Consider the following 12,921-nt stretch of genomic DNA (forward strand, 5'->3'; position numbering starts at 1 on the left):
GCCGCCCCAGCCGCCGCCACCCCCCCCGCCCCCCCGCGCCCCCGGGCGCCCCCTGCCGCGCCTGGCGGCCCGCCCCCCCCCGCCCGCCCCCCCCCCCCGATCGGTGTGCGGCGTCAGAGCGCGGCGAGGATCCCGCAGACGGCCAGGAGGCCGCAGATGCCGAAGTTGACGAGCTTGTGGGAGAGGAAGACGGCGGCGAACTCCCGGATGGTCGCGCTGGGCCAGTAGTAGGCGGCGGTGGGGGAGCCGAAGACGTGGCCGTTGACGCCGGTGGTCCGGGCGGTGAGGGCGGCCCGGAAGGCGTGGAAGTTGTTGGTGACGACGACGCAGCGGTAGTCGGGCTTGGCGCCCTCCATGATGGCCTTGCTGAAGAGCAGGTTCTCCTCGGTGGTGCGGGAGCGGTCCTCGCGGGCGACGTGCTCGGCGGGGAAGCCGCGTTCGAGCAGGTAGTCGGCCATCGCGTGGGACTCCGGGAGCTTCTCGTCCGGTCCCTGGCCGCCCGAGGTGATGAGCATCGGCGGGTTGCCCCGCGCGGCCTGCTCCTCGTAGACCTCGCGGCCCCGGTTCAGCCGGCTGGCCAGCAGCGGCGGCACCCGCTCGCCGCCGATCAGCCCGGAGCCCAGCACCACGACGAAGTCGACGTCCCGGTGCGGCCGGTGGCGGCCGTAGAGGAAGGCGTAGCCGACGAAGCACACGAACAGGAAGGAGACGTAGCCGACCACCAGCACGGACGTGACCGCGAGGATGCCGAGCCGGTGCGAGCCGGTGGCGACCGCGAGGACCAGCAGGCCGAGGACGCCGACGATGCCCAGGCCGGCCAGCAGCGACAGCAGGTTGGCGGGCCGCACGCCCTCCTTGCGGATCATGGTCACGCCGTTGGCGAGCAGGAACCAGACCAGGGCCACCGTGCCGAGCGCCGGCAGCAGCACGATGGCGAGCGCCGCCAACTCGGCCACCAGCGTGGGCGCGTGCCGCAGTTCGGCGAGCAGGGCGAGCGAGAGGAAGGAGACGGCGATCCCGAGCAGCACGGCATTGCTGAACCGGCGCCGGTCGCGGAGCACCCCTATCCCGAACAGCACGAAGAACAGGACGGCCGGAGCGTAGGCGAACATGCCTCGTATCGTAGGTGTCGAGCGCGCCCGCCCTGAACTCGCGCGCGAACCACGGCCGGTGGGTAGCGGCTATGGCGCCACGAGGGGGGCGTCCGGCGTCGCTACCTCGACTCCGGGGGGAGCAGGGTGGCGAGGCCGTCGAGGACGCGTGCGACGCAGAACTCGAAGCGGGCGTCCATGTCGGGTTCGGTGAGGTCGCCGGCGAGTTCGACCAGGGTGGGGAACTCGGCGGCGGGCAGGGAGCGGAAGCGGTCGGCGGCCGCGTCCACGGCGTCCCGGCGGCTGCTGCTGCCGGTGGCCTCGGCGGCGGAGACCGGCGCCTGCTCCTGGAGGACGAAGCCCTGGACGAAGGTGCCGAGCAGGTAGGTGACCATCGCGGCGTCGGCGTTGGAGAAGCCGGCCTCGCGGAGGCGGTCGAGCTGCTCCTCCAGGATCGCGAGCATGTGCGGGCCCAGGCCCAACCGGCCCGCCACGACCTTGGCGGCGTCGCGGTTGTCGAGCAGCAGCCGGCGGTGGATCCGGCAGTACCCGTGGAGCTGCTCGCGCCAGCCGCCCTCGCGCGGCGGCGGTTCGGCCTTGGCCATGATCGCGTCGTTGAGGAGGTCGATCAGCTCCTCCTTGTTGCGCACGTGCCAGTACAGCGAGGCGGCCTTGACGCCGACCTCGGCGGCGACCTTGCGCATCGACAGCCCGGCGAGGCCGTCCCGTTCCAGGACCTTCAGTGCCGCCTGCGCCAGCGCTTCCCTGGTCAGCGCCGGCGTGGCGCCCTCGTTCTCCGGCATGGGTGTGTGGACGCCTCCTGTGGTCGGACCGGGTCTTCCGGTGCTGGTCCGGTGCCGTTCCGGCGCGCCCGCGGCGCTCCTCCCGGCGACCTCACGATATCCCGCTTGCAATCTAACGATGTTAGGGGCACTCTTGGCGTGCCACCGGGGCCCCTAACACCGTTAGGGGCGGAGAAGTCCGGAGGGGAGTTCGGTGAATCTGGAGGGGAGTCCGATGAAGGAGTCGGGAGGGCCGGGCGCGCGCCGCAAGCGGCTCGCGCTCGTGACGCTCTGCGTCACCATGTTCATGTCCATGCTGGACAACGTCATCGTCAACAACGCCCTGCCGCGGATCGGGCAGGACCTGGACGCCGGCATCAGCGGCCTGCAGTGGGTCGCGGAGGGCTACAGCCTCGTCTACGCCGCGCTCGTCCTCACCGGCGGCGCGCTCGGTGACCGGTACGGCCGCACCCGGGTGTTCCGCCTCGGCCTCGCGCTGTTCACGGCCGGCTCCGCCGCCGCCGCGCTCGCCGGGACGATCGAGGTGCTGGTCGCCGCCCGGATGCTGCAGGGCGTCGGCGCCGCGCTGCTCACCCCGGGCAGCCTCGCCATCCTGCGGACGGTCTTCACCGGGGAGCGCGAGCGGGCCAGGGCGATCGGCACGTGGTCCGGGGTCTCGGCACTGGGCCTGTCCGTCGGCCCGGTGCTCGGCGGTCCGATGGTCGAACACCTCGGCTGGGCCAGCGTGTTCTGGATCAACGTGCCGATCGGCGTGGCCGGGCTCGTGCTCGCCGCCCGCGTGCTCCCCGACATCCCCGCGCGCCCCCGGCGGATCGACCTCGGCGGCCTCGCCCTGTCCGCGGCCGGCCTCGGCGCGCTCGTCTACGCGCTGATCGAAGGGCCGTCCCGCGGCTGGACCGACACCCGCGTGCTCGCCTGCGGCGCCGCCGCGGCCGTGCTGCTCGCCGCCTTCCTGGTGCTCGAACTGCGGGTGCCCCAGCCGATGCTGGAGCTGCGGCTGTTCCGCGACGGCGCCCTGAACGCCGCGCTGCTCAGCGGGTTCATGGTCAGCTTCGGAATGTTCGGCGCGCTGTTCTTCCTGCCGCTGCTCATGCAGGGCGTGCTCGGCTGGGCCCCCTCGGACGCGGGCTACGCGGGGCTGCCGATGACCGCGATGATCGTGTTCGCGGCGCCGCTCTCCAGCCGCCTGACCAGCGCGTACGGCCCCCGGCTGCCGCTGGTGCTCGGGGTCTCGCTGTGCGCGGTCGGCCTCTTCGGGCTGTCCTTCCACGGCGAACGGGCCCACTACGTCGAGTACCTGTGGACGCTGTTCACGATGGGCCTCGGCATGGGGATGACGTTCACCCCGGTGTCGATCGCCGTGCTGCAGCGGGTGTCCCCGGCGCAGACCGGGATGGCCTCGGCGACCATCAACACGCTGCGGGAGCTCGGTGGCGTCCTCGGGATCGCGGTGCTCGGCGCCGTCCTGACCAACCGGATGACGGACACCCTCACCGCCTCCCTGCACCGGCTCGGCGTGCCGGCCGGCGCCGTCGGCCCGATCGCGGACGCGCCCGCCGGGCGCGGCACGGGGGCGGCGGGTGCGTTGCCCGCTCCGGTCCAGGCGGCCGTGGACGGAGCCTTCGTCGACGGTGTCCACCTCGCGCTGCGGTGCGGCGCGGGCGCGCTCGCCGTCGCCGCCGTCCTGGTCGCGCTGCTCCTCGGCCGGGCCCGCCCGGTCGCCGGCCCGCCGACGGGTGAGGACGCCCACGCGGGTGCGGAGCACAGCCCGGCGGACGGCCCCGGGGTCCACGCCCGGTGACGCCGTCACCGGGCGGGTCTCAGCGGATCCCCTCGACCGCCGCCTGCGCCGCCCGGGCCAGTTCCCGCCGGGCGCCCCAGCGGGTGGGCTGCGGCTCGGGGGCCGGGATCGGCGGCAGGAACGTCACCTCGGCGACGAGCCCGCGCACCGCGACCACCCGGGCGAGCGAGGTGAGCAGTCCGTCCTCGCCGACGAAGGCCGGCGCGCTGGTCGGCCGTCCGTCCGCCAGCCGGTAGCGGATCGTCACCGGCTGGACGAACGCGCCGGTGGCCACGGCGGCCTGGAAGAGCGCCGGACGGAACCGTCCGCTCTCCCGCCCGCACCACGTCGACCCCTCCGGGAAGACGATCACCGGGTGGCCGGCGCGCAGCTCCCGGGCGACGGCCCCGACCGTGTCCGGCAGGGTGCGCAGCCGGTCCCGGTCGAGGAACACCGTGCCGCCCCAGGCGACCAGCGGCCCGAGCACCGGCCAGCGCCGGACCTCGGTCTTGGCCAGTGAGCGGCCCGGCCGCCCGGCGGCGATCAGCGGGATGTCCAGCCACGACACGTGGTTGGCGACCACCAGCATCCCGCCGCCGACCGCGCCGGTGGGCTTGTCGAGGCGGACGGTGACCCCGAGCGAGCGCAGCAGCGCGCGGGCCCAGAGCCGGATCATCCGGTCCCGCGGCTCGTGCGGGAGGAAGCGGACCGGCACGGTGAGGGCGACGCCCGTGACCACCGCCGCCAGGCAGAGCGCGAGCCGCAGCGCCCGCCGGAGGTGCGGGACCTCCGGCGAGGCCTCGACGAGGCACGTGTCCGGGCGGCAGGGCGCGCTCGGCAGCCACACGCTCATGCGCCCGCCTCTCTCCGCTCGCGGGGCGCTTCGCGCAACACGCACCGCTCAATGGCTCGCATTCCCCCAGCCTTCGGCCGGGGGTGCCCCCACCGCTCGCTCACTTGGTCGTGACCGACGGCAGGCCGGGCACGCCGGCGAGGAAGTGCCGCAGGTAGCGCGGGTCGGTGCGCTCCAGGGACAGCAGCACGTAGAGGTCGGCGCAGTCGAAGTCCGGGTCGTGGGCGGGCTCGCCGCAGACCCAGGCGCCGAGGCGCAGGTAGCCGCGGAGCAGCGCGGGCAGGGCGCCCCGCTCGGCGCGGGGCACGCCGGCGGCGTCCCAGCGGCGGTGCGGGGTGACGCGGTACTCCTCGGGGGCCAGGTGCTTGGCGCTGACGGCGTCCCAGACGCGCGCGGCGGTGGCGCCCCGGTCGTCGAGCGGGACGGAGCAGCAGCCGCCGAGCCAGGTGTTGCCGGTCTCGACCATGTAGCGGGCGATGCCGCCCCACATGAGGTTGATGACGGCGCCGTTGCCGCGGTGCTCGGCGCTGATGCAGGAGCGGCCGACCTCGACCAGGCCGGGGCGGACCGGGGCGAGCGCCGAGAGGTCGAACTCGCCGTCGGAGTAGAGCCGTCCGGCCCGGCGGGCGGCTTCGGGGCGCAGCAGCCGGTAGGTGCCGACGACGGTGCCGTCCTGGCCCTCGCGGACCAGCAGGTGGTCGCAGTACTCGTCGAAGGGGTCGACGTCGAGGCCGGCGACCGGGCTGTGCAGGACGGCGCCGAGTTCGCCGGCGAAGACCTGGTGGCGCAGCCGCTGGGCGGCGCGGACGTCGTCCTCGTCGCGGGCGAGGGAGACGGTGTAGGTGGGCGCGGGCGTGGGGTCCTGGCGCTGGGCGGGCACCGCCGGGGCGTCGTGGGTGGGGGCGACTGCGGTCGGAGCGTACGTGGGGACGGTGGTCATGGCGGACCCTCCAGGGCAGCACGGGCGGCGGTGCCGCGGTTCTCGTGGCACCGGCCCGGTTCGCACGCGCTGGGCACGGGCGCGAACCGGTCACCGGTATGTCTGTCCGAGTCGGCTGGAATTCACGTTGCCGTTCGGCGGAGGGCAGATGTGCAGCTGTTGAATGGGACCACCCTCGCCCGGTGGTCATCTGCGGGGCACCTGCGGGTCGTTCGGCGCTCGCCGGGTGGGGGTGGACACGACAGGGCCCCGCCGGGTACGCCCGGCGGGGCCGTCGTTCGGGTGTGCGCGGGCGGGGTCAGTACGCCCGCCAGCCCTCCGGGTCCACGCCGCCGGGGACGGCATCGGCGGGGCCGTACGGCTCGCGGGTGAGCACGAAGGAGCCGAGGTCGAGGTGGCTCACGGTGCCGTCGGCGGCGCGGACGGCGCGCAGGGTCTCGCCGGCGTAGTAGTTGTCGAGCCCGGTCCAGGTGCCGTCCGGCTCGGCGCGGAAGCGGGAGTTGCGGTGGCCGCCGGCGAGCGGGCCGAGTTCGAGGCCGCGGTCGGCGGTGAGCCGCAGGACGTGCGGGGCGGCGCCCCAGTACCAGGGGCCGGTGAGTGCGAGGAGGTCCTGGTCCACCTCGGGCAGCGGGCGCCAGGGAGCCGGGATCCGCGGCTCGTGCTCGGCGGTGATGGCGATCAACTGGGCGGCCAGCAGAGGGGCGTTGGCGCCGCTGGTGGCGTTGGTGAGGGCGAGGGCCGCGAGGCCGTCCTGCGCGCTGACCCAGAGCCCGGCGACGAAGCCCGGCACCGAGCCGGTGTGCCCGTACAGCACCCGGCCTTCGTGGCGCAGGAGTTGGAGGCCGAGGCCGTAGGCGGAGGTCCAGTCCGGATTGTCCGCTCCGACGGCCGGGCGGCGCATCTCGGCGATCGTGTCGGCGGAGAGCACCAAGCCGTCGCCGGCGGCGAGGAAGGCGGCCCAGCGGGCCAAGTCGGAGGCGGTCGACCAGAGTTGGCCGGCCGGGGCCATCAGTCCGGTGTCGGTGAGGGGCTCGGGGAGCATGACGTCGGCCCACGGGTGGACGGCGAAGCCGCCGGCGTGCGGCTGCTCGGGCAGGAGCGTGGTGCGGTCCATGCCGAGCGGGGCCAGCACCTCGCGCCGCAGCACCTCGTACCAGGGCTCGCCGCGCAGCTTCTCCACCAGGGCGCCGAGCAGGGCGTAGCCGGGGTTGGAGTAGTGGTGGCGGCGCCCGGCCGGGTGCTTGAGGGGCTCCTGCGCTTCGAGCAGGTCGCCGAGGGCGGGCCGCAGGGCGCCGTCGGTCCGCTCCCACCAGGGGCCCGGCGTCTCGGCGGCGAGTCCGGCGGAGTGCGCGAGCAACTGGGCGATCGTGGCGTCGTCGGCAGGGGTGCCGGGCAGGTGGCGGGCGAGCGGGTCGGCGAGGTCGAGCAGGCCCTCGTCACGCAGCCGCAGCACCAGCACGGCGACCATGGTCTTGGTGAGCGAGCCGATCCGGTACTGGACGTCGGGGGTCGGCGCGTGCCCGTCCACCATGCTGCGGGCCCCGCTCCAGACCGGGCGGCCGTCGCGCACCACCGCGGCCACCAGGGAGGGCGTGCGGCCCTCGGCCTGGGCCACGGCGGTGCGGTGGAACAGGGCGCGGCGGGTGGTGGGCAGCAGCCCCTCGGGCAGGTCCGTCATGTGCTCTTCCGGAGTACTCATGATCGGACAGTAGTTCAGTCCGGCGCGCGTCTCCGGTGATTAACGGTCGTCCGCGGAGCGGCCGTACCAGCGCTGGAGGCCCTGCCGCCACCGGGGGACGTCCGGGCCGCCCGGCAGCGGCGGGAGTTCGGGCCGGTGCAGCCACGCGTCGAAGAGGTCCGTGAGCGACGCCTCGGTGTAGCGGGAGGCGTGCCCGACCAGGTCGGCGGTGGCCACGACGCCGTGCCGGTGGATGCTCGCCCAGTCCTTCAGCATCCCGAAGAAGGCGACGTCGCCGAGCGCGCACCGCAGCGCGTGCACGGCGAGGCCGCCGCGCTGGTAGAGCCGGTCGTCGAACATGAGCTTCCGGCTCGGGTCGGCGAGCCGCAGGTCCTGCGGGAGCCCCGCCAGCAGGGAGTGCGCGGCGGCGGCGTGGGTGGCGGCCGCCGGGCCGCCCGCGTGCTCGGACCAGAGCCACTCCGCGTACTTGGCGAAGCCCTCGTTCAGCCAGATGTGCCGCCAGTCGGCGATCGTGACGCTGTTGCCGAACCACTGGTGCGCGAGCTCGTGCGCGACCAGCCGCTCCCGCTCCCAGCCGCCGCCGAGGTGGTTGGTGCCGAACGTGGCGACGCCCTGCGCCTCCACCGGGACGTCCAGCTCCTCGTCCGCGACGACCACCGCGTACTCGCCGAACGGGTACGGGCCGAACACCTCGGTGAAGTACGCCATCATCGCGGGCTGGCGGCCGAAGTCCCGGGCGAACGAGGCCGCCAGCCGCTCGGGCACGTACCCCGTCTGCGGCACCGCCGGGCGCTCGGTGAGCGGCACCGGCAGGTAGTGGCCGATCGAGACCGTCACCAGGTACGACGAGGTCGGCGCGCTCTGCTCGTACACCCAGGTCGTGCTGGACGCCCGGGTGGTGCGGGTCAGCAGCCGCCCGCTCGCCACCACCGTGAACGGCGACGGCGTGGTGACCGCTATCTGGTAGGTCGCCTTGTCCGCCGGCCGGTCGTTGCACGGGAACCACGAGGGCGCGCCGACCGGCTGGCTGGCCACCAGCGCGCCCTCCGTCAGCTCCTCCCAGCCCAGGCCGCCCCACGGGCTGCGCACCGGCCGGGGGTTGCCGCTGTAGTGCACCTCGACCGTGAACGCCGCGCCCGCCGTCAGCGCCTTCGCCGGACGGACCCGCAGCTTGCCGCCGCGGTGGGTGTAGCGGGCGGCCTTGCCGTCCACGAGCACCCGCCCGATCCGGAACTCGGCCAGGTCCAGCGCGAACTCGGCGAGCGCCGCGTTCGCGACCGCGCTCAGCCGGGCCGAGCCGCCGAGCCGGTTGGGTCCGGGCCGGTAGTCCAGCGCCAGCTCGTAGCGGTGCACCCGGAAGCGGTGGTCGCCGCTGTTCGGGAAGTACGGGTCAGGTGCTCCGGCGGCCGCCGGGACGTGCTTGGGCTTCACGGGGTCGTGGTGCGCTTCCTGCGGGCCGGGACTGGTGGTCATGACGTGGGCTGCCACGCCTCGATGGGGTTGCCCAGCCACCGCGTGTCGGCGGGGACGGACTCGGCCCGCATCACCAGCGAGGCCGGGCCCAGCGTGCTGCGCTCGCCCACCGTGCTGCCGGGCAGCACGATCCCGCCCGGGCCCAGGGTGGCGCCCTCGCGGAGGACCACAGTATCCATCCGCATGATCCGGTCGTGGAAGAGGTGGGTCTGCACGACGCAGCCCCGGTTGATGCTCACCCCGTCCCCGAGGGTGACCAGGTCGGCCTCCGGCAGCCAGTAGCTCTCGCACCACACGCCGCGTCCGACCCGCGCGCCGAGCGCGCGCAGCCACAGGTTGAGCAGCGGCGTGCCCGGCACCGCGCCGACCAGCCACGGCACGGCCAGCACCTCGACGAAGGTGTCGGCGAGCTCGTTGCGCCACACGAAGCCGCTCCACAACGGGTGCTCGACCGCCCGGAACCGGCCGACCAGCACCCACTTGGCCACCACCGCGACCGCGCAGGCCACGGCGCCGGCCGCCAGCAGGACCGGGCCCGACAGCGCCGCGGCCAGCAGCGCCGACGAGCCGGCCAGCCGGGACAGCGCCGCGACGGTCAGCACGCCGAGCGCGCCCGAGGCCAGCACCGGCACCACCCGGGCCAGCTCGACCAGCCCGCGCGCCCACAGCAGCCGGGCCGGCGGCTCGTACGTGAGGCTCTGGTCCGACTCGTCCGCCGAGCGCGGCAGCCGCATCGGCGGCATGCCCAGGTACGAGCCGCCCTTCTTGGCCTTCTCCGGCGTCGCCGACAGCACCCCGACCAGGCCCCGCTTGGGCACCGCCCGCCCGGGCGCCGTCATCCCCGAGTTGCCGAGGAACGCCCGCTCGCCGACCTTCGCCTCGCCCAGGCGCAGCCAGCCGCCGCCGAGCTCGTACGGCGCCATCAGGGTGTCGTCCGCGAGGAAGGCCCCGTCGCCGACCGTCGTCAGGCTCGGCAGCGCCAGCACCGTGGACACCTCGGCGCCCCGGCCGACCCGCATCCCGAGCGCCCGCAGCCACAGCGGCGTGACCAGGCCCGCGTACAGCGGGAACAGCACCTCGCGGGCGCGGTCCATCAGCTGGGTGACCGTCCACGCCTGCCAGCCGACCCGGCCGTGCAGGGCGTGCACGCCCGGGACCAGGCCGACGCTCAGCAGCCGGACGGCGGCCACCAGCTGCGCCGCGTACACCGCGCCGTACGCCAGGGTCGCGGGCACCAGGCCGAGCAGGGCGCCGCGCACGGCCGCGCCGAGGTCGTCGCCGGGGCGGACGAACAGGGAGAGCAGCGCGAGGGCGGCGGCCGCCGGCAGCACCGGCAGCAGGCTCAGCGCCGTGCCGCTGACGCCGTACATCGCGGACCAGCGGGCCCGGCGGAGCGGGCGCTCCTTCGGCCACGCGCGTTCCGCGCGGCCCAGCTTGACGGCGGGCGCGCCGCCCCAGAGCTGGCCGGTCGGGACCTGGCCGGTGACGCTGGAGCCCGGCACCACCTGGGCGCGCTTGCCGATCCTGGCGCCCGGAAGCAGCGTCGACCGGGTGCCGACCACGGCGCCCGAGCCGACCTTGACCTGGCCGACCTCCAGCCGGTCCCCGTCCAGCCAGTAGCCGCACAGGTCCACCTCGGCCTCGACCGCGCAGCCCCGGCCCAGCTTGAGCATGCCGGTGACCGGCGGCTGCGAGTGCAGGTCCACCTCGGCCGCGACCTTGGCGCCCAGCGCGCGGGCGTAGTGCACCAGCCAGGCCCCGGACAGCTCCGTCGCGCCGCTCGTCTCGGCCAGCCGCTCGGCGGCCCACAGCCGCAGGTGGGTGCTGCCGCCGCGTGGGTAGCTGCCCGGACGCAGGCCCCGCAGCAGCAGCCGGGCGCCGCCCGCCGCCCCCGCCCCCCGGCCCGGGGGGGGCGCCCCCCCCCCCGCCCCCGCCCCCCCCCCCCCCCGGGGGGGGGGGGGCGCCCACGGGTAGTCGCCGAGGTGGCTGAGGAGGTTGCCGGCCGCCAGCAGGGCGACCGTCCAGCGCAGGCCCACCACGGTGAACAGCGGGAGCATCAGGAGCAGCTGCAACAGCTTGGCCCTGGTCGGCACCGGGCTGATCGTCCGGGCCTCGCCCCCGTCGGCGGCGGAGCGCTCCAGGTGCCGGGCCAGCTTGCGCAGCGTCGGGTTCTGGTAGATGTCGAGGACGGCCGCGCTCGGGTAGCGGGTGCGCAACAGCGTCGTGAGCCGGGCCGCGGCCAGGCTGCTGCCGCCGATCGCGAAGAAGTCGTCGCGCGGGCCGCCGACCGTGACCCCGAGGATCTCGGACCACTGCTCGGCCAGCCAGGCCTCGGTGCCGTACAGCTGCTCGGTCGGGCCGCCGGTCTCCAGGTCGGGCAGCGGCCAGGGCAGGGCGTTGCGGTCGACCTTCCCGGACGTCCGGGTGGGCAGCGTGTCGACCGGAGCGAGCAGCGGGACGAGCGCGGCGGGCAGCTCGGCGCGCAGGCGCTCGACGGCCTTCTCGCGGTCGAAGGGCTCGTGGGTGTTCGGGTCCCCCGGTGCGTCGTCGGCGCCGTGGAGGACCAGGTAGCCGACCAGCAGCTGGTTGCCGCCGCGCGCGGTGCGGACGGCGGCGGCCGCGCCCGCGACGCCCGGCAGCGCCTGGAGCGCCGCGTCGACCTCGCCGAGCTCGATCCGGCGCCCGCCGAGCTTGATCTGCTCGTCGGTGCGGCCGAGGAACAGCAGCCCGGCCGGGTCGGCCTGGACCAGGTCCCCGCTGCGGTAGGCGCGCTCCCAGCCCATCGAGGGCAGCGGCGCGTACTTCTCGGCGTCCTTCTCCGGGTCCAGGTACCGAGCCAGACCGGCGCCGCCGATCACCAGCTGCCCGGTGCCGCCGGGCGCGACCGGCTGCCCGGCCTCGTCGACCACGACGAGGTCCCAGCCGTCCAGCGGCAGGCCGATCCGCACCGGGCCGTCGCCGGTCAGCAGCGCGGCGCAGGCCACCACGGTCGCCTCGGTCGGGCCGTAGGTGTTCCACACCTCGCGGCCCTCGGTGACCAGCCGCTGCACCAGCTCGGGCGGGCAGGCCTCGCCGCCGAAGATCAGCAGCCGCACCTCGTTCAGCGCCTCGGCCGGCCACAGCGCGGCCAGCGTCGGCACGGTGGAGACCACGGTGATCTCCTGGTCCGCCAGCCACGGGCCGAGGTCGGCCCCGCTGCGCACCTGCGAGCGCGGCACCGGCACCAGGCACGCGCCGTGCCGCCAGGCCAGCCACATCTCCTCGCAGGAGGCGTCGAACGCGACGGACAGGCCCGCCATCACGCGGTCGCCCGGGCCGATCGGCTCCTCCTGCAGGAAGAGCGCGGCCTCGGCGTCGACGAACGCGGCGGCGTTGCGGTGGGTGACGGCGACGCCCTTGGGGCGGCCGGTGGAGCCCGACGTGAAGATGATCCAGGCGTCGTCGGCCGGGGTGGGGCGGGTGGTGCGGTGCTCCGGCGCGGGCGCGCGGTGCTCTGGCGCGGGCGCGCGCTCGGCGGTCGTCGGTTCGGGGGTCGTCGTTTTGACGGTTGTCGGTTCGGCGGTTGTCGGTTCGGGGGTCGTCGGTTCGGGGGTTGTCGGTTCGGCGATTGTCGTGAGGACCCGCTCGGCGCCCAGCACACCGGCGACGGCGGCCTCGCCGAACACCAGCTGCGCGCGCTCGTCCGGGTCCTCGGCGTCCACCGGGACGTAGGCGGCGCCGGCCGCGAGCACGGCCAGGATCGACACGTACAGGTCGTTGGTGCCGGACGGCACGCGCACGCCCACCCGGTCGCCGCGGCCGATCCCGGCGGCGGCCAGGCGGCGGCGCAGTTGCTCGACCTCGGCGGCCAGGGCGCGGTAGCTGAGCACCGTGCGGCCGTCGTCGAGGGCGGGCTCGTTCGGGTGGCTGCGCACGGTGGCGTCGAGGACGTCGACGAGCGTGCGCGCGGCCGGCGCCGGGCGGCCGGGGAAGACGGCTCGGGCCGAGGCGTCCTGCTGGTCAGGCTGGTTCGGTTCGACCGGATGGTTCGCTTCACCTGTCATGGCAGCCCGTGACTCCTTGTCCTCGCCCCGTTCCACTCCGGGGCTGGAGTAGACAACCGAGCGATGGTAGCCCGGGGGTGCGGTGGGTGACGGGGGCGCTACTGGCGGGTAGCGCGTGCAACTCGACTATGGGTGACCGAATCTGACTGTTCATCAGTTGTTAACTGATGGGTCGTGGTTCGGATGTGATGGAGCGTCAGTCGTTTTGACGGAACGTCAGGTGAAAATCGGCGTCGTGA

8 protein-coding genes are annotated in these 12,921 nt (G+C 75.1%); 1 reads left to right on the top strand and 7 read right to left on the bottom strand.

All coding sequences use genetic code 11. The features are described 5' to 3' along the window. Positions 1-113 precede the first annotated feature (113 nt). Together ACFV4F_RS05700 and ACFV4F_RS05705 are read right to left on the bottom strand one after the other, a co-directional pair. On the bottom strand, positions 114-1,112 hold the full coding sequence (locus tag ACFV4F_RS05700; RefSeq protein ID WP_380500563.1) for a YdcF family protein: 999 nt from the start codon (positions 1,110-1,112) through the stop codon (positions 114-116). Between the two features lie 101 nt (positions 1,113-1,213). Beyond that, positions 1,214-1,894, bottom strand: coding sequence for a TetR/AcrR family transcriptional regulator (locus ACFV4F_RS05705; RefSeq protein WP_380436408.1), 681 nt, complete (start codon positions 1,892-1,894; stop codon positions 1,214-1,216). Between the two features lie 214 nt (positions 1,895-2,108). Here ACFV4F_RS05705 and ACFV4F_RS05710 point away from each other — a divergent pair, with 214 nt between their 5' ends. Then, positions 2,109-3,695, top strand: coding sequence for an MFS transporter (locus ACFV4F_RS05710; RefSeq protein ID WP_380494090.1), 1,587 nt, complete (start codon positions 2,109-2,111; stop codon positions 3,693-3,695). Between the two features lie 19 nt (positions 3,696-3,714). Here the strand turns inward: ACFV4F_RS05710 and ACFV4F_RS05715 are convergent, their stop codons facing one another. From ACFV4F_RS05715 to ACFV4F_RS05735, 5 genes are all read right to left on the bottom strand, one after another. Beyond that, on the bottom strand, positions 3,715-4,527 hold the full coding sequence (locus ACFV4F_RS05715) for a lysophospholipid acyltransferase family protein (RefSeq protein WP_380500564.1): 813 nt from the start codon (positions 4,525-4,527) through the stop codon (positions 3,715-3,717). Between the two features lie 100 nt (positions 4,528-4,627). Beyond that, positions 4,628-5,467, bottom strand: coding sequence for a GNAT family N-acetyltransferase (locus ACFV4F_RS05720; RefSeq protein ID WP_380436412.1), 840 nt, complete (start codon positions 5,465-5,467; stop codon positions 4,628-4,630). A gap of 298 nt (positions 5,468-5,765) precedes the next feature. After that, positions 5,766-7,166, bottom strand: coding sequence for a serine hydrolase domain-containing protein (locus tag ACFV4F_RS05725; RefSeq protein WP_380500565.1), 1,401 nt, complete (start codon positions 7,164-7,166; stop codon positions 5,766-5,768). Between the two features lie 39 nt (positions 7,167-7,205). Then, entirely contained in the window at positions 7,206-8,639 is a 1,434-nt protein-coding gene (locus tag ACFV4F_RS05730) for a M1 family metallopeptidase (RefSeq protein ID WP_380436416.1), read from the bottom strand. Further along, entirely contained in the window at positions 8,636-12,682 is a 4,047-nt protein-coding gene (locus ACFV4F_RS05735) for a Pls/PosA family non-ribosomal peptide synthetase (protein ID WP_380500566.1), read from the bottom strand. Before ACFV4F_RS05735 ends, ACFV4F_RS05730 begins: the two co-directional genes overlap by 4 nt. Between the last annotated feature and the right edge of the window lie 239 nt (positions 12,683-12,921).

This window comes from Kitasatospora sp. NPDC059722, assembly GCF_042733235.1.
Lineage (GTDB): Bacteria > Actinomycetota > Actinomycetes > Streptomycetales > Streptomycetaceae > Kitasatospora.

Bases quoted from the DNA above. Each gene is read 5' to 3' on its own strand.
- ACFV4F_RS05700 (WP_380500563.1), bottom strand. From the start codon at position 1,112: ATGTTCGCCTACGCTCCGGCCGTCCTGTTCTTCGTGCTGTTCGGGATA.
- ACFV4F_RS05725 (WP_380500565.1), bottom strand. From the start codon at position 7,166: ATGAGTACTCCGGAAGAGCACATGACGGACCTGCCCGAGGGGCTGCTG.
- ACFV4F_RS05730 (WP_380436416.1), bottom strand. From the start codon at position 8,639: ATGACCACCAGTCCCGGCCCGCAGGAAGCGCACCACGACCCCGTGAAG.
- ACFV4F_RS05735 (WP_380500566.1), bottom strand. From the start codon at position 12,682: ATGACAGGTGAAGCGAACCATCCGGTCGAACCGAACCAGCCTGACCAG.
- ACFV4F_RS05705 (WP_380436408.1), bottom strand. From the start codon at position 1,894: ATGCCGGAGAACGAGGGCGCCACGCCGGCGCTGACCAGGGAAGCGCTG.
- ACFV4F_RS05720 (WP_380436412.1), bottom strand. From the start codon at position 5,467: ATGACCACCGTCCCCACGTACGCTCCGACCGCAGTCGCCCCCACCCAC.
- ACFV4F_RS05715 (WP_380500564.1), bottom strand. From the start codon at position 4,527: ATGAGCGTGTGGCTGCCGAGCGCGCCCTGCCGCCCGGACACGTGCCTC.
- ACFV4F_RS05710 (WP_380494090.1), top strand. From the start codon at position 2,109: ATGAAGGAGTCGGGAGGGCCGGGCGCGCGCCGCAAGCGGCTCGCGCTC.